Source organism: Arthrobacter sp. SW1, from assembly GCF_001766675.1.
Lineage (GTDB): Bacteria > Actinomycetota > Actinomycetes > Actinomycetales > Micrococcaceae > Arthrobacter.
The window spans coordinates 191,883-217,538 of record NZ_MJLT01000012.1; the positions used below are offsets into that span (position 1 = coordinate 191,883).

A 25,656-nucleotide genomic window follows, 5' to 3' on the forward strand; every position below is an offset into this window, starting at 1 on the left:
GCGTCATTGGGTAAGCACAGTAGGTCTTCCGTATTTTTTGGCTTGGCCCGTTCCAATGCATTCGGTTGGTTCGTGTCCACGGGCGTCTTGGGATGCCTGGCGGCACTGGTGATCGGCACCCAGGGCTTGCCCCCCTCTGTTGAACGTGTTGACCCCGCCGCGGCCAGCGGTGTCGTTGCACCGCGGCTCCTCGACGACCAGGCCGCTTCCCTCCCCGTCAGGGTGGATCCCGGCGCCGGAAACATCATGGCGTTTGAGCGCTCCACCGTCCAGACCCTGACCAAGGGCGAAGCTGCCGCCCAATCCAAGGCGCAGGCGGCGGGAGCCGGCAAAGCACATGTTGTCGCTTCCAAGGAGCTGGCACGTCCTGCCAAGGGGAAGCTGTATGCCCCCTTGGAACACCTTGTTCCCAGTTCGCCCTTCGGTTTGCGGGTGGATCCGTTCAGCGGCCGCCCCGGCGAGTTCCATTGGGGACAGGACTTCGCCGCTGCGTGCGGCGCCCGGGTCTATGCCGCCGACGCCGGCGTGGTACGTGCCGTGGGCTGGCATCTTTGGGGCGGCGGGAATCGCGTGGAGATTGATCACGGGAACGGCCTGATTACCACCTACAACCATCTGCAGGGCATTGGCGTGCAGCGGGGCGAGCCGGTCCGTGTGGGCCAGGTGATCGCCAAGGTGGGTACCACGGGATCGTCCACGGGGTGCCATCTGCATTTTGAGACGGTCCTGAACGGGGTTCATGCCAACCCTGCGCAATTCACGCTTCTGCCCATCAGGCAGGTGGATCCCTTGGACGAGATCCTGATGGTCAGCTACGCTCCCGGCGCCAACGGTTCCAAGGGCGAAGCCTCCGGCCGTCCGGACTGGGCTGTCCCGGTGGAGGCCGCACCCGAGCGCCAGGTAGCCGGCGGCCAGCAGGAACGGCCCTCGAAGCCTTCGGGCTCCGGCCAGGCACCGTCCAAACCGAGTCCCCCCGCAGGCTCCACGACGAAGCCGGGTGCTCCCAGTAGCCCTGCGCCATCTCCGTCGCCCTCCCAGCCGGGCACCTCCCAACCGGGCACGCCCTCGAAACCGACGCCCAGCAGTCCGGGCACGTCCACGCCTCCTCCTTCGAGCACTCCGACTCCGACCTCGCCGACGAGTCCGGCGTCGCCTACCTCGCCCAGTACGCCGACGAGTCCGACGTCACCAACCTCGCCAAGTACGCCGACGAGTCCGACGTCGCCTACCTCGCCCAGTACGCCGACGAGTCCGACCTCGCCGACAAGTCCGACCTCGCCCACGAGTCCGACGCCCACGGCTCCCAAGCCGACATATCCGACGAGCCCCGCACCGACCAGCCCGACGCCCACGGCCCCGGCGCGGTCACCGTCGCTCCTGGATCCCGTGACCGGCTTGGTTGGCGGAGTGGTCTGCCTCCTGCTGTGCCCCACCCCCTAAGGCAAGGGCATTAGAATCGGACATCGTGCCGGGTTCCCCGGTACTGCGCACTCCAGCAGCTTGTCGATGCCGTAAGGAAGTTCCATGTCCCCGCTCCACTCCGTTCCGCTGACCTTCAACGACGGCTCGGAGGGTGATTTCGGGCGTTTCGCGGGCAAGGCGGTCCTGGTGGTGAACGTGGCTTCCGCGTGCGGGTACACCAAGCAGTACGCCGGACTCGAAGAGCTGTACGGCAAGTACCGCGGGCAGGGCCTGGAGATCCTCGGCGTTCCTTGCAACCAGTTCGGCGGACAGGAACAGGGCAGCGACGCCGAAATCGCCGAGTTCTGCCAGCGCAACTTCGGCGTCACCTTCCCGCTCCTCAGCAAGAGCAACGTGCTCGGCAAACAGCAGCACCCGCTCTACGCCGAACTCACCAAGCCCGCCGAAGGCGAAGACGTCCGGAAGGTGAAATGGAACTTCGAGAAGTTCCTGGTCAGCCGCGACGGCGAGGTGCTCGCCCGCTTCGCCTCCGCCGTCGAGCCCGGCTCCGAGGAGCTGAACACGGCGATCGAGAAGGCGCTCGCCTAAGGGGCTCCGCGCCCTTCGTTAATGCCCGACGGCGGGACGTTCCGGACGTCTCGACATCGCACCCGGGCGCGCCCACACTGGACGTGACTGCGGGCGGCCGCCCGCGTCGGGGAGCCGAGGAGGACGCAGGCGATGGACAACAAGGACCTGGTGCTGAAGGCCGGCACCGAGCTTTTCATTGACCGGGATCCGGGCGCGATCGACCGCTGGTGGGCTGAGGATTACCGCCAGCACAGCGCCATGGCCGGCGACGGGCGTGAGGTGCTGCGCGGATTGGTGGGGCAGCTGCCGCCGGACTTCCGTTTCGAACCTGTGCGCATCTTTGCCGACGGCGATCTGGTGGCCGTCCATGCCGTCTACTACGGTTTCGGGCCGGTGCCCATGGTCGCTTTCGACATCTTCCGGATCTCCGACGGAAAGCTCGCCGAACACTGGGACGCCCTCCAGCCGATGGTGGAGGAAACGGCCAGCGGCCGGAGCCAGAGCGAGGGTCCCACCGACGTGACCGCACCCGAACAGACCGAGGCGAGCCGCGCCGTCGTGCTCGACTTCGTGGAGACGGTGCTCAAAGGCGGGCAAGCCGAGCGGATCGGCGAGTTCATCAGTTCCGAACAGTACCTCCAGCACAACCCGTCCGTTCCGGACGGCCTGGACGGTCTCACCGCAGCACTCAAGGGCTGGGCCGAACAGGGCATCACCGTGGAGTACGCCACGGTGCACCGTTCCGTGGCCGAGGGCGAGTTCGTCCTGACCCAGTCCGAAGGCACGCTGGGCGGCAAGCCCACCGCGTTCTACGACCTGTTCCGCGTGGACGGCGGGAAGATCGTGGAGCACTGGGACGTGGTGGCGGAAGTTCCGGAGTCGCTGCCGCACGGCAACGGCGTGTTCTAGCCCTTCGACCCGCTACGCCGCGGTCACCTTCAGCGGGATCGAACTCCAGCCGCGAAGGGTGTTGTGCAGATAGGGCACAGGCTCGCCGCACAGCTCGATGCTCTTGATGCGGGTGGCCATCTCGGTGAACAACACGTCCATTTCGAGCCGGGAGATCGGCTGCCCCACGCACTGGTGAATGCCCATGCCGAAGGCCAGGTGGCCACCCGCGTTGCGGTCGATCCGGAACTCGTCGGCGGTGTCGCCCCATTGGCGGGTGTCCCGGTTGGCCGAACCGACGAACAAGAGCACCTTGGACCCGGCGGCCAGCGGAATGCCATGGAAAACGGTGTCCTCGGAAACCGTGCGGAAGAAGGACTGGAAGGGCGATTCGAAGCGCAGGGCTTCGTCGATGGCGAACTTCGCCAGCCGCGGCTTGGCGTGCAGGGCGTCCCACTGTTCCGGGTGGGCGGCCAATGCCTGCAGGGTGTTCCCGATCGAGAACACCGTGGTGTCCAGGCCCGCGGACAGCATGGCCCGGACCAGGAGTGCCGCCTGGTCCGCCGTGATCTCACCGCGGTCTGCCGCAGCCCAGATCTGCGCGCCCATGCCGTCCGGGGACAGGTTTTCGCGGGCGCAGTTGGCCATGACCCATTCGTGCGTGCCGGCGCCCTTTTCGAAGAAGGAGCGCGAGCGGTCATCGTCCGGGCCGAAGGCGCTGAAGTTCATGGCGCCGTGCGGCAGCAGGTTCTTTTCGCGGCCTTCCCGCGGAATCCCGACCGCGTCGCCGAACACCCGGATCGGAAACAGTTCCGCGAGCTCCGTGACGCCGTCGAAGCTTTGCTGATCGAGCAGCCGGTCCACCAGTTCCTTGGCGAACACCTCGAAGCCGGCCCGCAGCGAGCGGACTCCACGCGGTGAGATGACCCCGGCCATGGCCGCCCGCATGGGCCCGTGCACCGGAGGATCGGACTCCAGGATGCCTTGCGGACGCCACGCCGGTTCCTTGTGCAGGTTCTTCGGCCCCACGCCGGCGCCCGAGATGAAGGTGCGGTAGTCCTCCAGGATGTCCCGGCACTCCTCGAACCCCGCGAACGCAGGAACCCCATACTTTTCAAGCCAGACGGCGGGCCCGGCCGCGCGCATCCGCTCGAACATCGGATACGGATTGGCCAGGTTTTCGTCCGTGTAGGGATCGTCCGCGAAGACGGGAAGGGCCTGCGGCGGAGTGATCACTGACATCTCGGTCCTCGTTTGCGCTGGGTGACGGATTGATGGCGGCCGGGGGTGTTCCCGTGGCGCCCAAGGTATCGGCCATGGACACACAGCGATAAGCGTCATTCTCATTCCGTGGGAATAGTGTTTGTCCAAGCGCCGGGGCTCCACGCACCATCGAGTCCGTAACGGCCAACGGCGGAAACTGACGGAACAGGAGGGACGGGTACGTGGCGGGACAGGTTTCCTTTGAACGCGGCTTGAAGATCCTTTCTGCCGTGGCCGACGCCGGGGACACCACGGTGGAAGCCGTCGCCTCCAAGCTGGGCATCCCGGTCAGCAGCACGTACCGCTACTTCCGGCAGTTGCGCGAACTCGGCTTCGTCCAGGAAGACGGCGGCCTGTACCGGCCCGGCCGGGCCCTCCTCGCGCTGACCGGCCGGCACCTTACCCAGAGCCATCTGGCCGAGGTGGGCACGGCGGTGCTCAAAGACATCGTGGACACGGTGGGGGAGACCGCGGTCATGGTGATCCGGGTGGGCACCCGCGCCATGTGCCTGCGCCGCGTCGAACCGGAGAAGGCCATCAAGTACACCTTCGCCGTCAACGAACTCCTGCCGCTCAGTGCGGGAGCAGGCCCGCGGGCGCTGCTCGCCTGGGCGCCTGCCGACGTCGTGCGTCAAGTGCTCGACGCCGGCCTGCCGCGCTTTACGGACAACACGCCCACCGCCGAACAGCTGCAGTCCAGCCTGGCGCAGATCCGGGCCTCCGGCTGGGTGGTTTCGCGCGGCGAGCTGGATCCCGGCGCCGTCTCCGTGGCGGTTCCGGTGATGTTCGACGGCGAGGCGGTCTGCGCGCTCAATGTCGCCGGACCGGAAACCCGCTGCGGTTCACGCACCTGGCTGAACAGCACGCTGAAGACCCTGAACGCGTCCGCGGAGAACCTGGCGGCCTCGCTGGGCGCCCTCGCGGGCCAAGGAACACCACGCCAACACACACCACGGGAGGCAGGCGATGACGCCGCACACTCTGTCTGACGCAGCACGGCTTGAAAACGGACGCCCAGGCGCGGAGCCGGTGGTGATCGGTGCCGCCCGCGCCACTTTGGAAGAGCTGGTGCAGGTGGCGCGCCACCGCCGTCCCGTGGTGGTGGACGAGGCCGCGCTGGCACGGATGAAGCCGAGCGAGGAATGGCTGGGCGCGGTCATGGAACGCATGGAAGCCGGCGAGGAAACCGCTCCGATCTACAGCATCAACACCGGCTTCGGTTCGCTGGCCGGACGCAAGGCCTTCGACGAACCCTCCGACGCCGCCGAGCTCTCCCGCCGCCTGGTCATCTCCAATGCCTCGGGCGTGGGCCGCTACATGGACGAGGAAGTGGTCCGGGCAACCATGTTCATCCGGATCGTCAGCCTCACCCAGGGGTATTCCGGGGTGCGGGCGGACATTGTGAAGACCCTGGCGGACATGCTCAACCGCGGCGTGCATCCCGCGATCCCGGAATTCGGCTCCCTGGGAGCCTCGGGCGACCTGATCCCGCTGGCACACATCGCGATCGTCATGTCCCGCTCCCACCAGGGCGAGGACTTGGAGCTGGACTCCGGCGAAGCCTTCGTGGACGGTGCGGTGGTTTCCGGCAAGGCCGCCATGGAGCACGCCGGCTTGGAACGGCTTCCGCTCGGCGCCAAGGACGGCCTGGCCCTCCTCAACGGGACCTCCTTCTCCTGCGCCCAAGCCGCGCTCGCCCTGTACGATGCGCAGAACCTCCTGGACACCGCGCAGGTCACCGCCGCCATGAGCATCGAGGCCCTCATGGGATTCGGCGACGCCTTCATCGACGAGCTCCACCAGGCCCGCGGCCAGCGCGGCCAGATCGAGGTAGCGGCCCGCTTGCGCGAGCTGCTGTCCGGCAGCGGGCTGGTGGACGGCGACGCCGGCACGGACCCCCTGCGCCAGCCCCCGCAGGACGCCTACTCGCTGCGCTGCATCCCGCAGGTGTTCGGGCCGGTCAAGGACACCTTGGACTTCGCCACCGGCATCATCGACAACGAAATCAACGCCGCCACGGACAACCCGCTGATCTTCCCGTCCCTGCCGGCCAGCCGCACCTTGAAAGCCGTCTCCGGCGGCAACTTCCACGCCGAATACGTGGCCTTCGCCGCCGACTTCATCTCGATCGTGGTCACCGAAATCGGCAACATCACCGAACGCCGCCTCTTCCGCCTGGACGACGGCACCCTGAACCGGGGACTGCCGGACATGCTGGTGGCCAGCGAACAAATCGGCATGGACTGCGGCTACATGCTGCCCCAGTACCTCGCCGCCGCTCTCGTGTCCGACTGCAAGACCCTGGCCCACCCGGACAGCGTGGACTCCATTCCCACCTGCGCCAACCAGGAAGACCACGTGTCCATGGCCAACAACGCCGGCCGCCACACCCGGCAGATCGTGGCCAACATCGAAACCGTGGTGGCCGTGGAACTGCTCATGGCGGCCCAGGCACTGGAACTGCGGATGAACCTTCCTGCCACTGCGGGAGCCAAGCCCGGCCCCGCAAGCCTCGCGGCGCTCGCCTTCCTGCGCGCCACGGCCTCCGACGATGGCCGTCCCATCGACCACATCACGCAGGACGTGGTCCTGTACCCGCGGCTGCGCAAGGCCACCGAACTGGTCCACTCCGGCGCCGTCGTGGCCGCCGTCAACGCCGCGATCGGAGCCGGTGCTGAGGGTGAGGGGGCATGACCGCGCAGGCGGCAGAAGCCGCAAGCGTCACGAGGGGCTTCACCCGCCTGACGGTGGGCGGGATCCAGGCGGAGGCGGACGGCGTCGTCTCCCTGACCCTGGAGAACCCCGACGGCGGCGCGCTGCCGGCCTGGGAGCCCGGCGCCCACATCGATCTGCTGCTGCCGAACGGGCTGCTGCGGCAGTACTCGCTTTGCTCGGATCCCGCGGACACCGCACGCTGGCGCGTTGCGGTGTTGCGCGAGCCGGAGGGCCGCGGCGGGTCCCGCTACATTCACGAACAGCTCCGCGCGGGCGATGCCGTGGAGGTCCGAGGGCCGAAACACAACTTCCGCGGGGACGCCGGGACTCCGGGGGAGAGGCTGTTCATTGCCGGGGGCATCGGGATCACCCCGTTGCTGCCGATGGTCCGGGCGGCCGCCGCCGCGGACGAGCCATGGCGCCTGCTGTACCTGGGCCGCAGCCGGCGTTCCATGGCGTTCCTCGATGAGCTCGCCGTCCTGGACCCGGACCGAACCCGCGTGCGGATCCATGCCAAGGACGACGCCGGCCCGCTGGATCTGGGTGACTATCTCGCCGAGGCGGGCGGCGCCGTCGTCCTCGCTTGCGGACCGGCGCGCCTGCTGGCCGAGCTGCGCACCGCCCACATGGCCGGTACCGTGGCCGGCCTGGCGTTCGAGGATTTCGGTGCGGACGCACTGCCGGAAGAAGCGGCCGACGGCGGCGCTGCCGGGGAAGCGGGCAACGCGCCGTTTGTCGTGGAAACCGCGGACGGTACCGAGGTGGAGGTCTCGGCGGACGAGAGCATCCTCGATGCCCTGCACCGCGCCGGTGTCCCAGCGTTGAACTCGTGCCGGAAGGGGACGTGCGGCACCTGCGAAACCCCGGTGCTGGACGGAGTGCCGGAGCACCGGGACGGGATCCTCAGCGACGAGGAACGCGAAGCCAACGACACCATGATGATCTGTGTTTCCCGCTGCCGCGGCGCACGGCTGGTGCTGGATATCTAGCGAAGCGCCGTCCCGGAGAGGGGAGCCGGAGTCTTCCAGCGGCGGTCCGGCGTTTTGCCGCTGACGAGCACCACGGCCACGACCAGCAGCACCGAACCCCACGAGGCGTTCACGGGGTCAAGGGCGGTGCGCATCACCACGAAGGGCGGGACGATGGCGAGCACTGTGCCGACGGCGATCCGCCACATGGCAGGCCGCCTGCTGCCCGGCGCCAAGGCCGTGCTTGCGAGCTCCAGGCGCACCAGCGGAACGCACGCCAGCAGCACGATGGCCCAGGCAGCCACGTAGAACGCCGGCCGGCTCAGCCACCATTCCGTGCCGGCGGGCTCCGGGAACGGCAGCCGCAGCAGCAGTGCCGCACCGAACATCGCGATGATCAGCGGCAGGTGCCACAGGTAGATGGTCATGGCCCGGCTGCCCACCACGAACATCACCTTCTGCACCCAGCCAAGACGGACCCAGCGCTGCAGCACCGGATACGCGGCCTTGAGCAGCAGCAGATGCGCCAGGCCCACCAGCACCAGCGGGAACATCGGCGGGTTCTGGTTGCCGAGCATGTCCACCGGGTACGGGCCGCCGTGCGTCATGAGGGCCAGGGCCAGATAGCAGCCTGCCGCGGCGGACACCAGGGCCAGACGGGAGAAGCGGTCGAACACGCCGTCCGCGTACAGGAAGCCCAGCTGCTGCAGCAGGCCCCAGACGAACACCATGTTGAGCAGGCCGATCGGATTGGAGTCGAAGCCCCAGGGATTGCGCTCCAGCCCCAGCCGGACGGCGTCGACGGCGACCGCGCACCCGGCGAGCACCGCGGCGGTGCGATACGGGGCGGCGTCGTGGAAACGCGCCATGAGCGGGACCATCGCCTGGCAGATCAGGTACGCGGCCAGGAACCACAGCTGGACGCCGGCGCCCGCGGCGATCACGGCGAGCAGATCGCCGGGGACACCCGCCGCTGTCGCGCACCACAGCGCTGCGGCGAGGAAGACGTACAGGGCGATGGTCGGACGCACGAGCCGCAGCACGCGGGCGCGCAGGTAATCCCCGGCGTCGCCGCCGCGGCGCCGCACGCTCCGCCAGGAGGTGAGCGAGGCGAAGCCGCCCACCACGAAGAACAGGGGCATGACCTGGCCGAACCAGGTCCCCTGGGCAAACCAGGACAAATCGGTGAGCGGGTTCACCACGGCGATGCCGGCGGGGCCCACGCTGATGCCCATCATCAGCAGGTGTACCGCGACGACGGCGAACATGCAGGCCACCCGGACAAGGTCCACGACGAGGTCGCGCGACGCCGGAACGGCGGCGTTCCCGGTGTGCTCCCCGGCGGGCTGCAGCTTCAGGGCATTGGACGGCATGGTTCCTCCCAAGGATTATCCAACGATTGGAGAAATGGTAGGGCAAAAAATCCCGGAAGGCCATGGGGGCCTGCCGGGATTTTTGCGCGGGTGCCGCGAAGCGGCGCCGCGGCCTGAAAGCGGGTGCCGCCCCGGACTCAGCCGGCGTGTTCCTCCCGCCAGCTGCGCAGGAACGCGCCGCCGGCGTCGTCGTGGATGACATCCGCCGCCAGGCCCAGGTCCGCCGCCGTCAGGATGGGGTAGGGCTTCTCCGGAACGCCGTCCGCCGGGCGGACGTCCAGGTGCTGGACGTCGTGGTCGTTGTGGTGGAGCCAGTCGGCCATGGCGTAGTCCGTGCGGGAATCGCCCACGGTGCGCCAAGCCTGCGGGGTGATGCCCTGGGCGGCGAGGAGCTCCACGGCGCGGCTGGCGCCCAGGTCCTTGCCGAGGCGCACGGACTCGATGTCCGTGGAAATGATGGTGGGATCCAGGCGGTAATCGCCGGAATCGTCGGACTGCGGTGCGTGGTGGTCCAGGATGGCGGCCGAGAGTCCGTGCCGGCCCATGAGCTCCAGGGCGTCGGCGTCGAAGAGCTTCTGCTCGGCCAGGTAATCCTCGCTGGGAACATCCACGTGCTGCTCCACGGACACCATGGCCCGCTTGGTTTCGTCGAAGAACATGTGCGCCGAATAGTCCTCGGCCACCATGCGCCGGATGTCGTCGCCGTAGGCCTTCGGGACCGCGAGCTCGTGGTCGACATGCACCGGGCCGGCGCCTTCGGCCGTGTAGCTGAACCACACCGCGCCCTTTTCGCAGATCGCATGGACCACGGTTCCGGACGGCATGCCGGCGGCGATCATCGGTTCCATGACCTGCTCGCGGATGAAGGCGTCCGAGCGGCCGGTGTTGAAGATCACCGGAATGCCGGCCGAGGCAAGCGCCACAAGGTCCGCGATGATCTCCGGCTTCACGTCACGGGTGACGGGGCTGGCCACCGGGCCGTCGACGTCGAGGAGCAGCGCGAGGGCCGGGCGTGCGGGATGGGTGCCGGGGTTCGGAGCAGTCATGGCTCCATTTTGTCCCACCTTCCGCTGCATGACGGCGGTGTGACGGACTCCCGTGACGGACTCCGGTGACGGGCGACGACGGCGATGGTCACCTTTTGGCCACAAAGCGGCAGGCGGCGAGCCGCGAAAGTTTCCTTGGCCGCCGTCGTTATTTAGGCTGGCACAGTGATCTTCAAAGCTGTGGGCGAGGGACGCCCGTACCCCGACCATGGTTTTACGACGCCCAAGGACTGGGCCTCCCTGCCGCCGCGGCCGGTGCGGCTGGACGAACTGGTCACCACCAAGCGCACCCTCGACCTTGAGGCGCTGCTGGCCGAAGACTCCACGTTCTTCGGCGACCTGTTCCCGCACGTGGTCCAGTACAAGGGCACCATGTACCTCGAGGACGGGCTCCACCGGGCAGTCCGCACGGCCCTGCACCAGCGCACCGCCATCCACGCCCGGGTACTGGTCATTGATGGTTAGGAAGCCCAAGGACCCCACCCGACTGCACGGCCACCACGTGGTCACCGGACCCGAACTGCGCGCCACCTTCGCCGAGGAGCAGGAGCCGGACCACCCTGGACGGTTCCGGCGCCGGCTGTTCCACGGCGTGGTCCTCGCCGTGCTGCTGGGGCTGATCGTCGCCGGCACTGTTGGCGCCTGGGCAATCATGAGCGGAACCATCAGGTTCCCGGATGCCGTGGCCAGCAAGGCTCCGCCGGAAGTGTGCCCCACCACCACGTTCAGCTACCTGCCGAACGCCAAGGTCACGGTGCACGTATACAACGCCACCGGGCGCACCGGCCTGGCAAAGAGCATTGCCGACCAGCTCAAGGCCCGCGGCTACAAAGTGGGCAAGGTGGACAACGGCCAGACCCGCTACAGCGGCGCGGCGCAGATCATTTCCGGCCCCGCCGGGCAGGCCGCGGCGTTCAACATCCAGCGGAACCTCACCGGAACCGACTACTACCAGGACGAACGGCAGGACGCCTCCGTCGACTTGGTGCTCGCCCTGGGCTTTGAAGAGCTGACTCCCGCCAAGCTGGTGGACCAGACTCCCGGCAAGCTCAGCTGCCCGCGGGAGACCCGGCGGATCGCCGACGACGCCCGCTGGCCCGTGCTGCCGTCCGCGGCGCCGTAGGGGGCCGCTTCAAACGCAGGGTCACTTCAAACGCAGGGGCGCGCCGCCGTCGTCGAACCTTGCTCCGGCGCCGAGCTGGATGAAGCGGACCGTCTGCTTGAGCTGTTCCTCGAACCCGGGGTCGGCGGCATTGCCGCGGGCGGCGCTGGAGGACAGTGTGCCGTGGATCAGGCGGGCGAGCTGGGTGATGTCGGTGTCCGGCAGGTAGCCGGCCGCGACGCCGTCGCGCAGGATGTCCTCCAGCAGCAGGTTCAGCTCGCTGACGTGGTCCGCGAGCTTCGCGAAGGAGCCGGGGGAGAGCACTGCGGCCATGGCCGGGCCGGGCGGCAGGTGGCGGCGGCTCAGGTCCTCCACCTGGGCGCGGACGTACAGCGCCAACCGGTCCACGGGGTTGTCCAGCTCCGCGAGTGAAGAGCGGAGATCGCCCAGGAAGCGCTCGGTTTCATCCAGGGCGTACGCGATGAGGAGCTGCTCCATGTCCGCGTAGTAGTTGTAGACGGCGGTGCGGCCCACGCCGGCGTGCCGTGCGACGTCGGTCATGGTCAGGCCGGGCAGGCCGTGCGTGAAGAGGAGTTCCCCGAAGCCCGTGAGGATCCGGCGTTGGGTCTCGGCGCGCTGTGCCGCGTTGCTGGCGGCGGTGATCCTGGGCATAGAGACACTTTACAGGGATCTGTCAGTAAACGCGGCGTTGTGTCCCCGCCCCTTAAGCGCGAGCGTACAGTTGAGGCCCCGAAATCGCCGGATTTGGGGCCTCAACTGTACGCTCGCGCAGGGGGAACGGGGCTAGATGGCGCAGCCGTCCGGGCCGCAGGCTTCTGCGTCGGAGCTGCCGACGGCGACCAGCGGGTTCGCTTCCTGCCACGCCTGGTTAAGGGCCTGGGTGAAGACCTCGGCCGGCTGGGCGCCGGACAGACCGTACTTGCGGTCGATCACGAAGAACGGCACGCCCGTGACACCGATGGCGCGGGCTTCGGCGATGTCGCGGCGGACATCGTCGGCGTACTTGTCGTTCTCGAAGAGCTCTGCGACTTCCTCCGCGGGCAGGCCGAGCTCCACGCCGAGGCCGCTCAGGTAATCGCGGTTGCCGATGTCCTTGCCGTGCTCGAAGTGGTCGCTGAGCAGGCGTTCCTTGGCCGCGTCCTGCTTACCGTGGGCGGCGGCCAGGTGGATGAGGCGGTGCGCCGTGAAGCTGTTGGCGACCACGATGGAGTCGAAGCGGTAGTTCAGGCCTTCGCCCCTGGCCTGCTCCGTGACGTGCTCGAACATCCGGCTTACCTGCTCCGGGGCCATGCCCTTGCGCTTGCTGAGGTAGTCCAGTTCGGTGCCGTCGTAGTGCTCGGGGATGGTGGGGTCCAGCTGGTAGCTGCGCCACTGCACCTCCACGGAATCCCGGTGCGGGAACTCGGCGAGGGCGGACTCAAAGCGGCGCTTGCCGATGTAGCACCACGGGCAGGCGACATCGGACCAGATCTCAATCTTCATGCTTGCGCCAACTCCCGCGGAGCCGCGGCCATTCCCGGGAAACGGTGTCGTGTTGCTCACTGGGTGCCCGTGAAGGGAAGTGCGAACGTACAGTTGCGGCCCGGAAAACCGCGGATTTGGGGCGCCAAGTGTACGTTCGCGCCGGGAGTCTGAGGAGGTCAGACGGCCCGTTCCATGACGAAATCGTGCTCCACGCTGCCGCCCAGGCGGAAGGTCTTGGTGCCCACCTTCCGGAAGCCGCTCTTTTCGTAGAAGCGGATGGCGCGGGCGTTCTGGCTGTTGACGCCGAGCCACACACCGGCGGCGTCCCCGGCGCGCGCATGCGCAACGCTGGCCTCCATGAGTTCCGCGGCCGCGCCCTGCCCGTGGTGTTCAGGATGAACGTAGCACTTGCTCAGCTCCACGGACGGCAGCAGGGTCAGGGCCGCGGAAACGCCAGGGTCCTGGGCCGGCCGGGCCACGAGCATGCTGTAGCCGCGGAGCCCGCCGTCGATGTCGATCACCATCACGGTGATGTCCGGGTCGGCGAGGTACCCGGCAAAGCTGGCGGCGCTCAGGGTGTTCGCGAGGTGCGCCGCGATGTCCTCCGGTGAGGACTGCGGAGGGCAGGCCAACGGAAAGGTGACGGCGGCCAGCTCAGCCAGCGCGGCGGCGTCGGACGTGTTTGCTTCGCGGATCATGCTTCCTCCCGGGATCGAAGTCTACGTACTCCACGCGCGAACTGGCAGCAGATGACCCTTAACCAAGGTTTTAAGGGCATCTGCTGCCAGTTCGCGCTCATGTGGCGGGAGGCTTAGGCGGGGACGCCGTCGAGCGTTGCTGCCTCCGGGGCCCAGTCCTCCGGGAGCGGTTCCGACGACGGCGCGGAGCTGGCGACGTCGACGAACGCTCCGGAGTCGACGGACTCGGAGATGGCGATCATCGTGTCCAGCACATGGAAGGCGAGCTCCCCGGTGGCCCGGTGCGGCACACCGGTGCGGATGGAGCGCGCCATGTCCAGCACGCCCATGCCGCGGCCGTTGGACGGGCCGGTGGTCGGGATGACCGTCCAGTCGTCCTCGCCCGGGCGGATGATCTTCAGTTCGCCGTCGAAGTTGTTCGGATCCGGCACCAGCAGGCTGCCTTCCGTGCCGGAAATCTCCACGTACCCGAAGTTCATGTAGGCCGACTGGAAACTGAAGGTGCTGTGCGAGGTGGCGCCTTCTTCGAACTGGATCTGCGCGCTCACATGGGTAGGCACCTCCACCGTGAACTCCTGGCCTTCCTTGGGACCGGTATGCACCTTCCGGACCTCCCAGGCCTTCGAGCCCATGGCGGCCACCCGGCGGGCGCTGCCGAAGGCCTGGACCAGGGCGGTGACGTAGTACGGGCCCATGTCGAAGAGCGGGCCCGCGCCGTGCTGGAACAGGAACTCGGGGTTGGGGTGCCAGAGGTCCGGTCCCGGGTACTGCATGACGGTCTGTGCGGACAGCGGGCGGCCGATCTCGCCGTTCCGGATGGCCCGGATGGCGGACTGCAGGCCGGCGCCCAGGAAGGTGTCCGGCGCGCAGCCGACGCGCAGCCCGGCGGCGTCCGCTTCGGCCAGCAGCTGCCGCCCGCTCTCGCGGTCCAGGGCCACGGGCTTTTCGCTCCACACGTGCTTGCCGGCGCGGATGGCCTGGCGGCCGACCTCAGCGTGCGCGGCGGGGATGGTCAGGTTGACGATGATCTCGACGTCGGGGTGTTCCAGGGCGAGTTCCGGCGTGCCGTGCAGCTCCACGCCGTACTCTTCCGCACGGGCCTTGGCGGCCTCGGGGAACATGTCAGTGATGGCGACGACCTCGAGGTCCGGGAACTTCGTCAGGTTGTCCAGGTACTGGGTGCTGATGTTTCCGGCGCCGATGAGCGCGACGCCGACCTTGCCGTTGGTCATGCCGTTTCCTTTCCAGTCAGGTAAGCGAAGGATGCCGCGATGCCGTCGAAGATGTCGCCGCCGTAGGCGTCGAACTCGATGACGCCGACCTCCAGCGCGGAAGGTGCCTGGACGATGCTCCGGATGTCCAGCTCACCCGAGCCTGCCGGAAGCTGGGTAGCGGTCACCTTGCCGAGCTGTTCGACGTCGAAGGTGTCACCCGGGAACTGCGTCACCGGACCGTCCTTGATGTGGATGGCCACCACGCGCTCGCCGAGCTTCTTGAGGTACTCCACCGGATCCTGGCCGCCGGAGGCCACCCAGTAGGTGTCCACCTCGAGCACAACCTCCGGGTCCAGCAGGCCGGCGAGGAACTCGAGGGCGGTGACGCCGTTGACCGTGGAGGCCACCTCCCAGTAGTGGTTGTGGTAGCCCACACGGATGCCGTAGCCGGCGCCCTTCTTCGCGGCCGCGTTCAGCCGTTCGGCGACGGAACGGACGCTTTCCTCGCTCTGCCATTCCTCCGGGAGGGTGAAGGGATCGATCACGGTGCCGATGCCCAGCCGCTTGGCGGCGGCGAAAATCTCGTCCTGGTCCGCGGACAGCAGCGGCGCGTGCCCGGTGGGCGCGCTGAGGCCGGCGGACTTGAGGCCTTCCTCCAGGGCGTCCACGGTGGCGGCGAAATTGTAGGGCTCCACCTGGGTCAGGCCGATCCCGGCGAGGCGTTCGAGGGTTCCGTTCAGGTCGGCTTCCACCGCATCGCGGACGGAGTAGAGCTGGACCGAAAGACTCATTGTTTCTCTCTCTTCTGTAGCTGCTTCTGTAGCTGCCCGGCCGGAACCGGGCGTGGTTTTCAGGCTGGTGTCCGCGTCAGCGGCCGGCGAGGGATCCGCCGATGCCGCCGACGCTGAAGTACTTGTTGAGGGCCGCGAAAACGAAGATCGGTGGGATCATCATGACCACGGCCAGCGCCATCACGGAACCCCAGTCGGTGGCGTTCTGCTGGAAGAAGGACTGCACGCCCACCGGCAGGGTGAAGATCTCGTTGGAGCGCAGGAACACGATGGCCACCAGGTAGTCGTTCCAGGCGAGCAGGAAGGCGAAGATCGCGGTGGACAGCACGCCGGGCAGGCTGTTGCGGAGCACCACCTTGAGGAAGGAACCGAACACCGAGCAACCGTCGATCCACGAGGCTTCTTCGAGGCTGACCGGGATCGAGTCGAAGTACGCGGCCATCATCCAGGTGGCCACGGCCATGGTGGAGGCCACGTACACGATGGTGATGCCCAGCAGGTTGTCCACCAGGCCCAGGTTGGCGAACAGGATGAACAACGGCACCACCGAGGTGATGATGGGCAGCGACTGCATGACGAACAGCAGCAGCGAATAGCCGGACACCGCCCTCGACTTGCCGCGCGAGAGCACGTACCCGGCGGGAGCGGCGACGGCGACCGAGACCACCACGGTCGCGAGGGTCACCACCAGGCTGTTGGCCAGCCACGTGGAAGCCAGGGTCTTCTCGAAGGCGCCGGTGAAGTTCTCCAGGGTGAGCCCCGTCGTCGTGCTGGCCTGCGCGGGCAGCAGCGACAGGACAACCACCGCGCCGATCGGGACGAGGACGACGGCGGTGACCGCCAGGATCAGGGCGAAGCGCCACCAGCGGCCGCGCAGTCCGGCCTCGGAGACCGGGCGGCGCTTGCGTTCCTTGGCGGGAGCCTGGCCGGCCCCGGCCGGCGGTGCCGCGGGGGAGTGCAGAACGGTGCTCATTCGACGCTCGACTTTCGGATCTGGCGGTACAGGGCGGTGGAGACGATCACCAGGGTGATGGTCATGAGGAACGCGACGGCGACGCCCGGCCCGGTCTGGAAGTCCTGGAAGACCTTGCGGTAGGCGTAGACCACCAGCGAGGTGGTGGCGTCAACAGGGCCGCCGCCGGTGAGCAGGTAGATGGTGGGGAAGTCGTTGACGCAGAAGATCGTCATGAGGATCCACGAAATGTAGGTGGAGCGGGCCGTCAGGGGCAGGGTGATGCCGGTGAACTGCTGCCAGCGCGTGGCGCCGTCCATGCTTGCCGCTTCGTAGACGGTGTTGTCCACGGAGGTGAGGGCGCCGGCGCTCATCATCATCATGAACGGGAAGCTGACCCAGACTTTGAACAGGCAGACGGTGACGGCGGCCAGCGTGGGATCGGCCAGGAACAGCGGGGTTTCCAAGCCGAAGGCCGTGAACAGCTTGGCGGTGGGGCTGTCCGGTGAGGCCACCAGCCAGTTCCAAGCGGTGGAGGAGACCACGATCGGCACCACCCAGGGCAGCAGGAGCAGCACCTTGAACAGGCCGCCGGCAGGGATGCGGGTGCGCAGCAGCAAGGCCAGGCCAAGGCCCACCGCCCAGGAACCGAAGACGCCCACCAGGGTGAAGACGAGGGTGAACTGGACAGCTTTCCAGAAGGCTTCGGAAGCCAGTACCGAGGAGAAGTTGTCCACGCCGACGAAGTTGCCGGCGTCGATCAGGGAACCGTCGTGGGTGGCCTGGATCCCGGCGTAGACCAGCGGGTAGCCGTTGATGAGCAGGAGGAGCAGCACGGAGGGCAGGATCAGCCAGAAGTAGGTCCGGCTGGTCTGGCCGTGCAGCTTGCTGGCGCGGTTCACGCCGGCCTGCGGGGCGGGGCGGCCCGCGCCGCCGGGAGCGATGCCCCGGCGGGCACGGGACAGGCCCGAATTCACGGTAGTCATGGGAGGAACCGCCGGGTCAGGACTTCACGACCTGCTTGAGGCCCGCTTCGAAGGCCTTCAGCGCGGTCTTGGCATCGCCCTTGCCGCTGAGCACGGTCTGGGCGAACTGGGTGAGCGCCTGGCCGCCGTCGAGCACTGCGGTATTGGCGGTGAGCTTGGTGCCGCGGGCACCGAAGGTCTTGGCGATGGGCTGCCATTCCTTGACGATCTTGACGTTGTTGGGATCCGAGGTGAATTCGGGGAGCTCGGTGATCGACTTGAAGACCGGGAGGGCGTTCATGAGCTTCTGCTGCCAGAGGTCCTTCAGCTTGCCCATGTAGTAGACGAGGAAGGCTTCGGAGGCTTCCTGGCTGGGCGTGTTCTTGTACATCATGATGTTGTTCGGGAACAGCAGGGTGGCCTTGTCGCCGTGCGGGCCGGCGATGGGATCGGCCACGAGCAGGTCTCCGCTGGTGTCGCCGATGCGGTTGTTCAGGCCGAAGACGTGCGGGCCGTAGGCTGCCTTGGCCTTGTTCTTCCACTGGGCGTCGTGATTGTCGCCGTTGTAGCTGACGCCCGCGGGGTCGATGATTCCGTTGGAGTAGAGCTCGTACATGAACTCGACGGCTTCGACGTTGCGGTCGTTCATGACGTCGATTCCGCCGTTTTCGTCCCACACACCGCCGCCGTTGTTGACCATCATCTGCACCACGGCGTGGTTGCCGAGGAAGTTGCCGGCGCCGGCGCCGGTCATGAAGCCCACGGCACCGATCTTCTTCAGCGCTTTGCCGGCTTCCAGCAGGCCGTTCCAGTCCTTGGGAACGTCCACGCCGGCCTTCTCGAAGAGGGACTTCCGGTACCAGTTCACGCGCATGTCCAGTTGCCACGGCACGGCCACATAGCCCTTGTCCGACTGGAACGGCTCCAGCACGCCGGGCAGGAAGTCGTCGAACTGGCCGTTCTTCTTCAGGGCGTCGATGACCTTGTCCGCGTAGGCGATCTGGCCCTGCTGGTCGAACTGGAATGCCTGGAAGCCGCCGCCGGTGGACACGGCCGGTCCGGTCTTGGACGCGATGGCCGAGGAGAAGGTCTGGTAGAAGTTGTTCCACTGGATGGTCTGGTAGCCGGCCTTGGGTCCGGAGCCGGCGGGAACATAGCTTTCGGTGATCTTCTTTGCGGCGTCGTTATAAGCCGGGGTTGCCCAGGGCATGTCCCAGAACTTGATGAGGTCCCCGCCCCCGCCCTTGCTGGCCGAGCCGCCGCCGCACGCAGCCAGCAGGGGCACCGCTGCCGCTGCCGCCGTCAGGCCGAGGAAGCCGCGGCGGGAAAAGGAACGGCTGTGTCCCGTGGCGTTCAGTTCCGGTGTTGCGTTCATGATTCTCCTTTCAGGACCGACTGCGCCGGCGCAAGGTGCGGTCCGGCCCGATGCCGGGCGGTTGGTAGGTGATGCGATGAGGTGGGAAGAGATTGGGGCTCAGCTGGGCCCGGTGAGTTGTTCCGTCAGCCGGGCGAATCCGGCGAGGTCCGCGGGAAGGGTTCCGGCGTCGAGGTGGTCCTTGAGCCGCCGCCAGCTGTTGCGGTGCGCGGTTTCGTAGAGGGTGGGCAGCAGCAGTTCGCCTTGACTGGCGGTGGCGCGCACCTCCGCGGGCCACGCGGCGGAGGGTTCCGGGACGGTGACGCTGACGCCGCCGTCGTCGCTGTGGAGATGGAGTTCGACGCCGGCCGGCACCGCGTTGCTCAGCACGCCTTGGAGCGTGGCCGGGGCAGCGTTGGCGAGCCGCGCGGCGGCCGTGTAGCCGTGCGGTCCGAGGTGGAGGATCCGCAGCGCGTCCAGGCTGCCCGTCACGCGTACGACGGCGGCAAGGTGTTCCGTCAGCACGGTTCCGGGATCGCTGCCGGCGGCGGAGACCGCGAGCGAGTCGAGCATGACGGCGCGGCCGGCGGTTGAGCGGACGGCTTCTTCGGCGCCGGCCAGTCCCGGGTTCGATTCCCAGCGCAGGTCAAGCACCACCGCCGTTCCGGCGGCCTCCGCGGCCTCGGCCAGGGCAGAAGTGTCTTCGACGCATGGTGCGACGACCACGATGCCGCGCGCGCCGTCGTCGACCGCCCGGAGGGCTGCGGCGGTCCAGCCGGGAGTGCCGGCCACCGCATGGACGTGGGCAGTTTCCCCGGGGTCTGCGGCACGGAAACTCAGCGGCAAGGACGCGACGGTGGCACGCACCGCGGTTGCGCCGGCTGTGTCGTTGACGGTGTAGCTGCTCATGCGTCCGCTCCCATCAGCTCGGCTGTTGCCGCCTCCGCGGAGGGCTCGGCGATGGCGAGGGCGAAGGCGAGATCGTCGATCAGGCTCTCGGTGCCCCGCCGCGGCGCTCCTCCGCCGGCCAACCGGGCGAGTTCGCGCCATTCACCTTCGTAGCCGTTGTGTCCGTACGGGCCGAAGCTGCGGCGTTCGTTCGCGGTGCTGAGGGTGGCGGCGGCGGAGCCTGCCTGGACGTAGGAGGGGCTGAAGTCCACGCGCAGCGCGGCGTCGTCCGAGAAGGCTTCGAAGGTCCACGCGGGCTTCCAGGTGTTCCCCATGGCTGCCCTCAGCTCGATGCTCCGGCCCGCCGCACGCAGCGACACCAGGTAGCCGAAGGGACGGACATGGCGCGCCTGGAGGATCTCAAGGTCTTCGAAGTGCGGCACAAAGCGGCGGACCAGTGGAAGGTCATGGATGGCGAGGCCCATGATGCCGCCGTGCAGCGCGCTCCGTACGGCGGCGGGGTCGGAGTAGTCCGGAGCCGTCAGCCCGGGCCGGGCGAGGACCTCTGTGGCGGCGTCTTCGAAGCGGCTGTTCGGTGGGAGGACGATGGTGGAGCGGATGGTGTGGGCCGTTTCCGGCAGTGTGCCCCAGTGTGACTCCGCGGCGAGCCAAGCGGGATCGAAGGCGTGCATGGCACCGACGACCACCGGTACGCCCGTGTCCTTGGCGGCTACCAGGATCCCTGCGGCTTCGGCGGCATTCATGGCGAAGGGCTTTTCGCAGAGGACGGCCTTCCTGCCCGCCCGGCAGGCCGCGATGACTTGTTCGGCGTGGAAGCGGTGCGGGCTGCAGATGGCGACGACGTCGACCTCCGGATCCGCGAGCAATTCCTCCACGCTGCTGCTGTGCCGTGCACCTGCCCGGGCGGCCACTGACTCCGCCACGGAGGGATCTGCGTCCATGATGTGCCGGACCGCGAAGAGGTCCCCGAGCCGGCTGAGCGTGGGCATATGGATGGCTTGCGTTACCGGGCCTGCGCCGATGATCCCGACGCCGAGGATTTCCGTCCCAGTGCTGTTGCCGGTCAAGCTCCACCTCCTTGTGTGCAGAAGCCGCGGGGGCAAATCTATGCGCTTTAATCGCCGCGCAGTACCAATCAAAGCGCGTAGGTGTGACCTTGGCAACACCTTTCGCCAAGAAAGTGGCAAAAGTTTGAAGTTTGACGGCATTAATTGCCGGGAGCGCTGCTCAGTAAGGCAAAGCGGCAGGGGAGGGAACCGCTGGGGCAGCGGGCGCCGTCGTCGGGCGTTGCAGGGGAAGCCGCGGCTCAGGCGGCGCGGCAGCCGCAGCTTTCGCGGATCATGAGTTTGACGGGCAGCTGCCGCTTGACCGGCTCCTTGCCGGGCGAAGCCACCTGGTCGATCAGGATCGAGGCACCGGTGCGGCCGAGCTCCACGAGCGGCTGGCGGACCGTGGTCAGGGCGGGGCGGTTCACCAGGCCGGCCACCAGCCCGTCGAAACCGGTGACGGCGATCTGCCCGGGTACGCTGACCCCCGCCGCGGCCAGGGCGTCCATGTAGGCCAGGGCTTCTTCGTCGGTGGAGCAGGCCAGTGCCTGGGGGAGCGTTCCCTCGGCCAGCATGCCGGCCACGGTGTCCCGGGCGAACGCCGCGAGTTGGCCGGGAGGGGCGGTGTCCACGGTGCGGATGGCCAGCCCGGCGGCCTCCATGGCGCGCGAATACCCGCTGAAGCGGTGCTCCTTGTCCGGGAAACCCAGGGGGCCGACAAAGGCGATGTCCGTGAGCCCGTGCACGCTGATGAGGTGTTCGGTGAGCGCTGCCAGGCCGCCTTCGTTGTCCACCGAGACGCCGTGCAGGCCATTGTTGTTGATCGGGATGGACAGCTCCACCACGGGGATGCGCTTGGAGATCCGGAGGAGGATCTCGTCCGGCAAAGTGTTGGGGAAGACGGCCAGGCCGTCAACGCGGCCCGCAATCCCGGCGATGTCCGCCTCGCTGGACGTGGACTTGGTGTCGCCGACCATCAGCACGTAGCCGCGGCGCCAGCACTCCATCTCCACGCCGCGCTGGACCTCGTCGTGGTACAGCGGGAACATCCGGAAGTCCTCGTTGGCTTCGTCGCCAAAGGGCGCGTCGGCGTCGGGCGTCACGCCGCTGTTGCGGGCGTAGTAGTCGAAGGAGAACAGGCCGATGGCTCCGGTCTTGCCGCGGGCGAGGCCGCGGGCGCTCGCACTGGGAAGATAGCCAAGCGCGCGTGCTGCCTCCTCCACGGCTTCCCGGGTGGACGGCCGGACCTTGTGCGGCTGGGTGAAGGTGAAGGACACCGTGGCGATGGAAACACCTGCCCGTGCGGCAACGTCATAGACCGTGGGGCGCTTGGCCACGAATGTTCCTCCCGATGAAAACCCTGTGGTCCAAGCATTCCACGAATGGCGGGGGTGCGTTGGGGCGAGCCTAGCCGCAGCCGCAGCTTTCGCTCAGGACGAGTTCCACGGGCAGTTCCCGGGCTATGGTTTCTCCACCCGGGTTGGCGATTTGCTTGATGAGGATTTCGGCCGCGGCCCGGCCCAGGGCGATCATGGGCTGGCGGACCGTGGTCAGGGCCGGCCGGCTCATGCGGCCCGCCGCGAGGCCGTCGAATCCCGTGACGGCCACGTCTCCCGGGACCGATAGCCCGGCCCGTTTCAGGGCATCGACAAACAAGAGGGCCTCGGCGTCGTTTGAACACACGAAGGCGTCGGGGAGGCTTCCGGCGTCCCGGAGCCACCTGATCGCCTCGTCGCTTTCGCGGGCTGGGTCCGGAAGCGGATCCTTCAGCCGGCCCGCGTCGTCCCGGCCGGGCGCAGCCAGGGACCCGGCCTTCAGTCCGGCCTCCTCCATGGCTTCGGAGTAGCCGGCGAATCGGTGCTCCCGGTCCGGTGATCCGGCCGGGCCCACGAAGGTGATGGACGTGTGCCCATGGTGCCGGATCAGGTGCCGGGTGAGCTCCCGTGCCCCGTAGGTGTTCTCGACAAAGACGCAGTGCTGCCCTGTTTCCATGGCGGGAACGGCGAGTTCCACCACGGGAATGCGCGACGCGATCCGTTTGAGGATCTCCGTGCTGAAGGTGTTGGGAAAAACGGCGAGCCCATCCACCCGGCCGGCGATCTCGTTGATGTCGGCCTCGGATGCTTTGCCCCGCCCTTCGCCGATCATCAGCACATAGCCTCGGCGCCGGCACTCCATTTCCACGCCGCGCTGCACCTCGTCGTGGTAGAGCGGAAACAAGCGGAAGTCCTCGTTGGACTTGTCCGAGAAAACTCCTTCGGCCAGGAGGGCGCTGTCATCCTGCTGCAGGCTCGCGGCGCCGGTTCCGGCACGGCCGTAGTAGTCGTAGGAATAGAGACCGATGGCGCCGGTGCGTCCGCTGGCCAGCCCGCGGGCGCTTGCGCTCGGCACGTAGCCCAGTTCCCGGGCCGCCGCCGTCACGAGCGTGCGCGTCGCCTCGCTTACGCGGTGCGGCTGGCGGAAGGTGAATGACACCGTGGCGATCGACACGGACGCGCGCCGTGCGACGTCGTAGATGGTCGGGCGCTTGGCCACGAATACGTCCTTCCCGGATGACAACTGTGCGGCCCAAGCATCCCATGCACCGGGGACGGGCCTGCAAAACATGGCAGGCCCGTCCCGGGCGGTGGCTACCGGAACTACTGCTGGAACGCGGCGTCGAAGCTGGTCTGCGAGGCGGGGAAGTCGAACTTCTTCAGCGCGGCCAGGGCTTCGGGGGCGCCGTGCAGGCGGTCCATGCCGGCGTCTTCCCACTCGATGGAGATGGGACCGTTGTAGCCGATGGCGGTGAGGGCGCGGAAGGAGGCTTCCCACGGCACATCGCCGCGGCCCGCGGAGACGAAGTCCCAGCCGCGCCGCGGATCACCCCAGGCCAGGTGTGAACCCATCACGGTGTTGCGGCCGGTGGGGCGCAGCTTCGTGTCCTTGCAGTCCACGTGGTAGATGCGGTCCTTGAAATCCCAGATGAAGGAGACGGGATCGATGCCCTGCCACATCATGTGCGAGGGATCCCAGTTCAGGCCGAAAGCCTCGCGGTGGCCGATCGCCTCCAGGGTGCGCACGGTGGTCCAGTAGTCGTAGGCGATTTCGGAGGGGTGGACCTCGTGGGCGAAGCGCACGCCGCATTCGTCGAAGACGTCCAGGATGGGGTTCCAGCGGTCCGCGAAGTCCTGGTATCCGGCGTCGATCACCTTTTCCGGGACGGGCGGGAACATGGCCACGTACTGCCAGATCGAGGAGCCGGTGAAGCCGACGACGGTGTCCACCCCGAGCGCTTTGGCGAGCCGGGCGGTGTGCTTCATTTCCTCCGCGGCGCGCTGGCGCACGCCTTCCGGGTCGCCGTCGCCCCACACCTTCGGCCCGACGATCGCCTGGTGCCGGAAGTCGATCGGATCGTCGCATACCGCTTGGCCTTTGAGGTGGTTGGAGATGGCCCAGACCTTGAGGTTGTACTTCTCCAACAGCTCGAGCTTGGATTCGACGTAGCCGGGTTCGTCCCATCGCCAGGCGTCCAGGTGGTCGCCGGAGACGGCGATTTCCAGGCCGTCGTAGCCCCAGCCGGAGGCGAGCTTGGCGACTTCTTCGAGCGGCAGGTCGGCCCACTGGCCGGTGAACAGGGTGTACGGGCGGGGCATATCAGGCTCCTTCGGACGTGGTGTGCAGGGTGACCAGCGAACTCTTGGCGTTGGCGGATTCTTCGACGGCGGCCAGCACCTGCTGGACGGCCAGGCCTTCTTCGAACGACGGCGACGGCGCGGTTCCGTTTGCGATGGCGGCCAGAAAGTCACGGATCTGGTGGGTGAAGGTGTGCTCCCAGCCGATGATGTGGCCTTGCGGCCACCACGCGGCAAGGTAGGGGTGTTCGGCTTCGTTGACGAGGATGCGGCGGAAGCCTTGTTCGCGGACGGGGAGCGTGGCGTCCAGGAAGCCGAGTTCGTTGAGGTTTTCGAGGTCGAACAGCAGCGATCCCTTGTCGCCGTAGATTTCCAGCGTCAGGGAGTTCTTCCTGCCCATGGCCATGCGGGACACCTCCACCGAGGCGATTGCTCCGGAGGTGAGGGTCAGCGTGGCCCAGGCTGCGTCGTCGACCGTTACTTCTTCGGGGCCCGCCGGTCCGGGACGCGTGGTGACGAAGGTGTGGAGGCGGCCCGAGACCTCGGTGACGGAATCGCCCAGGAGGTACATGACCTGGTCGATGGCGTGGGAGGCGATATCTCCGAGGGCGCCGGATCCGGCGGTGTCCTTGCGCAGCCGCCAGGTCATGGGGGACTCCGCGTCGGCCAGCCAGTCCTGCAGGTATGCCGCGCGGACGTGCCGCACGGTGCCGAGGCGGCCTTCGGCGATGAGTTCCTTGGCCAGCGCGAGGGCCGGGACGCGCCGGTAGTTGAAGCCGATCATCGACTGCACTCCGCGGGCCCGGGCGGCGGCCGCGGCCTCGGTCATGGCTTTGGCCTCAGCGATGGTGTTGGCGAGCGGCTTTTCCACGAGCACGTGCTTGCCTGCTTCGAGCGCGGCGATGGCGATCTCGGCGTGCATCCACCCCGGGGCGCAGATGTCCACGATGTCGATGTCTTCGCGTTCGACGACGGCCCGCCAGTCCGTGGCGGACTCCGCCCAGCCGTAGCGGGCGGCAGCTTCGGCCACCTGTGCGGCGTCCCGCCCCACCAGCACTTTCTGTTCGATGGCCGGCACGTCGAAGAAGGCGGCGACATTGCGCCAGGCATTGGAGTGGGCCTTGCCCATGAAGGCGTAGCCGATGGCCGCGACGCCCAAGGGGCGGGAAGAGGGTTCCGGAGTAGTCATGGGGAGTTCCTCGGGTGGTTGGCGTTTTACTCGAACTTACGAGCACTTTTGCCTTGAGTCAATCAAAAGTTTGAAAGATAGGCGTCCGAAGC

At 67.8% G+C, this 25,656-nt stretch carries 25 protein-coding genes and 1 pseudogene; 8 read left to right on the plus strand and 18 right to left on the minus strand.

Going from position 1 to position 25,656, the window contains the following annotated elements:
- Window positions 1-246: 246 nt before the first annotated feature.
- A pseudogene (locus BIU82_RS20140) lies at window positions 247-690 on the plus strand (M23 family metallopeptidase); the annotation flags it as partial.
- 122 nt (window positions 691-812) lie between these two features.
- Here the strand turns inward: BIU82_RS20140 and BIU82_RS20145 are convergent.
- The gene (locus BIU82_RS20145) at window positions 813-1,433 is read right to left on the minus strand and encodes a hypothetical protein (RefSeq protein ID WP_171906519.1); all 621 of its coding nucleotides are present in this window, start codon (window positions 1,431-1,433) and stop codon (window positions 813-815) included.
- A gap of 91 nt (window positions 1,434-1,524) precedes the next feature.
- On the opposite strand from BIU82_RS20145, the gene BIU82_RS08290 reads away from it, so the two are divergent.
- Window positions 1,525-2,010 carry a glutathione peroxidase gene (locus tag BIU82_RS08290; RefSeq protein WP_070348984.1) on the plus strand — a complete coding sequence of 162 codons (486 nt, stop codon included), beginning with the start codon at window positions 1,525-1,527 and terminating at the stop codon, window positions 2,008-2,010.
- A gap of 132 nt (window positions 2,011-2,142) precedes the next feature.
- Window positions 2,143-2,901 carry a nuclear transport factor 2 family protein gene (locus BIU82_RS08295; protein WP_070348985.1) on the plus strand — a complete coding sequence of 253 codons (759 nt, stop codon included), beginning with the start codon at window positions 2,143-2,145 and terminating at the stop codon, window positions 2,899-2,901.
- 12 nt (window positions 2,902-2,913) lie between these two features.
- Here the strand turns inward: BIU82_RS08295 and BIU82_RS08300 are convergent, their stop codons facing one another.
- On the minus strand, window positions 2,914-4,122 hold the full coding sequence (locus tag BIU82_RS08300; protein ID WP_070348986.1) for a cytochrome P450: 1,209 nt from the start codon (window positions 4,120-4,122) through the stop codon (window positions 2,914-2,916).
- A 233-nt stretch (window positions 4,123-4,355) separates the two neighbouring features.
- Here BIU82_RS08300 and BIU82_RS08305 point away from each other — a divergent pair, with 233 nt between their 5' ends.
- From BIU82_RS08305 to BIU82_RS08315, 3 genes are read left to right on the plus strand one after another with little or no spacing between them, the layout of a single operon-like run.
- Window positions 4,356-5,132: an IclR family transcriptional regulator gene (locus BIU82_RS08305; protein ID WP_253182720.1), complete on the plus strand. Its 777-nt coding sequence runs from the start codon at window positions 4,356-4,358 to the stop codon at window positions 5,130-5,132.
- Window positions 5,110-6,837: a histidine ammonia-lyase gene (locus BIU82_RS08310; RefSeq protein ID WP_083292250.1), complete on the plus strand. Its 1,728-nt coding sequence runs from the start codon at window positions 5,110-5,112 to the stop codon at window positions 6,835-6,837. The genes BIU82_RS08305 and BIU82_RS08310 overlap by 23 nt, the downstream gene beginning before the upstream one ends.
- Window positions 6,834-7,847 carry a PDR/VanB family oxidoreductase gene (locus tag BIU82_RS08315; protein ID WP_083292251.1) on the plus strand — a complete coding sequence of 338 codons (1,014 nt, stop codon included), beginning with the start codon at window positions 6,834-6,836 and terminating at the stop codon, window positions 7,845-7,847. Before BIU82_RS08310 ends, BIU82_RS08315 begins: the two co-directional genes overlap by 4 nt.
- On the opposite strand, the gene BIU82_RS08320 is transcribed toward BIU82_RS08315, so the two are convergent.
- Together BIU82_RS08320 and BIU82_RS08325 are read right to left on the minus strand one after the other, a co-directional pair.
- Entirely contained in the window at window positions 7,844-9,199 is a 1,356-nt protein-coding gene (locus BIU82_RS08320) for an acyltransferase (protein ID WP_070348988.1), read from the minus strand. The two genes, BIU82_RS08315 and BIU82_RS08320, sit on opposite strands and share 4 nt — an antisense overlap.
- A 137-nt stretch (window positions 9,200-9,336) precedes the next feature.
- Window positions 9,337-10,245 carry a hypothetical protein gene (locus BIU82_RS08325; protein WP_070348989.1) on the minus strand — a complete coding sequence of 303 codons (909 nt, stop codon included), beginning with the start codon at window positions 10,243-10,245 and terminating at the stop codon, window positions 9,337-9,339.
- 165 nt (window positions 10,246-10,410) lie between these two features.
- Between BIU82_RS08325 and BIU82_RS08330 the strand changes: the two genes are divergently transcribed.
- On the plus strand, window positions 10,411-10,710 hold the full coding sequence (locus BIU82_RS08330) for a type II toxin-antitoxin system VapB family antitoxin (protein WP_070348990.1): 300 nt from the start codon (window positions 10,411-10,413) through the stop codon (window positions 10,708-10,710).
- Entirely contained in the window at window positions 10,703-11,368 is a 666-nt protein-coding gene (locus BIU82_RS08335) for a LytR C-terminal domain-containing protein (protein ID WP_070348991.1), read from the plus strand. The genes BIU82_RS08330 and BIU82_RS08335 overlap by 8 nt, the downstream gene beginning before the upstream one ends.
- Before the next feature lie 21 nt (window positions 11,369-11,389).
- Here the strand turns inward: BIU82_RS08335 and BIU82_RS08340 are convergent, their stop codons facing one another.
- From BIU82_RS08340 to BIU82_RS08405, 14 genes are all read right to left on the minus strand, one after another.
- Window positions 11,390-12,019, minus strand: coding sequence for a TetR/AcrR family transcriptional regulator (locus tag BIU82_RS08340; protein WP_070348992.1), 630 nt, complete (start codon window positions 12,017-12,019; stop codon window positions 11,390-11,392).
- Window positions 12,020-12,151: 132 nt separating this feature from the next.
- Entirely contained in the window at window positions 12,152-12,850 is a 699-nt protein-coding gene (locus BIU82_RS08345) for a DsbA family oxidoreductase (RefSeq protein ID WP_070348993.1), read from the minus strand.
- 158 nt (window positions 12,851-13,008) lie between these two features.
- Entirely contained in the window at window positions 13,009-13,530 is a 522-nt protein-coding gene (locus BIU82_RS08350) for a GNAT family N-acetyltransferase (protein WP_070348994.1), read from the minus strand.
- A 113-nt stretch (window positions 13,531-13,643) separates the two neighbouring features.
- Window positions 13,644-14,762 carry a Gfo/Idh/MocA family oxidoreductase gene (locus BIU82_RS08355; protein WP_070348995.1) on the minus strand — a complete coding sequence of 373 codons (1,119 nt, stop codon included), beginning with the start codon at window positions 14,760-14,762 and terminating at the stop codon, window positions 13,644-13,646.
- The gene (locus tag BIU82_RS08360) at window positions 14,759-15,535 is read right to left on the minus strand and encodes a sugar phosphate isomerase/epimerase (protein WP_070348996.1); all 777 of its coding nucleotides are present in this window, start codon (window positions 15,533-15,535) and stop codon (window positions 14,759-14,761) included. Before BIU82_RS08360 ends, BIU82_RS08355 begins: the two co-directional genes overlap by 4 nt.
- Before the next feature lie 76 nt (window positions 15,536-15,611).
- Window positions 15,612-16,508, minus strand: a complete 897-nt coding sequence (locus tag BIU82_RS08365; protein ID WP_070348997.1) for a carbohydrate ABC transporter permease — start codon at window positions 16,506-16,508, stop codon at window positions 15,612-15,614.
- Window positions 16,505-17,473: a sugar ABC transporter permease gene (locus BIU82_RS08370; RefSeq protein ID WP_070348998.1), complete on the minus strand. Its 969-nt coding sequence runs from the start codon at window positions 17,471-17,473 to the stop codon at window positions 16,505-16,507. The genes BIU82_RS08365 and BIU82_RS08370 overlap by 4 nt, the downstream gene beginning before the upstream one ends.
- 16 nt (window positions 17,474-17,489) lie before the next feature.
- Entirely contained in the window at window positions 17,490-18,827 is a 1,338-nt protein-coding gene (locus tag BIU82_RS08375) for an extracellular solute-binding protein (RefSeq protein ID WP_070348999.1), read from the minus strand.
- Between the two features lie 99 nt (window positions 18,828-18,926).
- On the minus strand, window positions 18,927-19,715 hold the full coding sequence (locus tag BIU82_RS08380) for a hypothetical protein (RefSeq protein ID WP_070349000.1): 789 nt from the start codon (window positions 19,713-19,715) through the stop codon (window positions 18,927-18,929).
- Complete coding sequence (locus BIU82_RS08385; RefSeq protein WP_070349001.1) at window positions 19,712-20,782, minus strand: Gfo/Idh/MocA family oxidoreductase; 1,071 nt, start codon at window positions 20,780-20,782, stop codon at window positions 19,712-19,714. Before BIU82_RS08385 ends, BIU82_RS08380 begins: the two co-directional genes overlap by 4 nt.
- 239 nt (window positions 20,783-21,021) lie before the next feature.
- Window positions 21,022-22,098 carry a LacI family DNA-binding transcriptional regulator gene (locus BIU82_RS08390; RefSeq protein ID WP_070349002.1) on the minus strand — a complete coding sequence of 359 codons (1,077 nt, stop codon included), beginning with the start codon at window positions 22,096-22,098 and terminating at the stop codon, window positions 21,022-21,024.
- A 70-nt stretch (window positions 22,099-22,168) separates the two neighbouring features.
- Window positions 22,169-23,296: a LacI family DNA-binding transcriptional regulator gene (locus BIU82_RS08395; RefSeq protein WP_070349003.1), complete on the minus strand. Its 1,128-nt coding sequence runs from the start codon at window positions 23,294-23,296 to the stop codon at window positions 22,169-22,171.
- 104 nt (window positions 23,297-23,400) lie between these two features.
- Window positions 23,401-24,396, minus strand: coding sequence for a sugar phosphate isomerase/epimerase (locus tag BIU82_RS08400; protein ID WP_070349004.1), 996 nt, complete (start codon window positions 24,394-24,396; stop codon window positions 23,401-23,403).
- Between the two features lies 1 nt (window position 24,397).
- Window positions 24,398-25,564, minus strand: coding sequence for a Gfo/Idh/MocA family oxidoreductase (locus tag BIU82_RS08405; protein ID WP_070349005.1), 1,167 nt, complete (start codon window positions 25,562-25,564; stop codon window positions 24,398-24,400).
- Window positions 25,565-25,656: the final 92 nt, after the last annotated feature.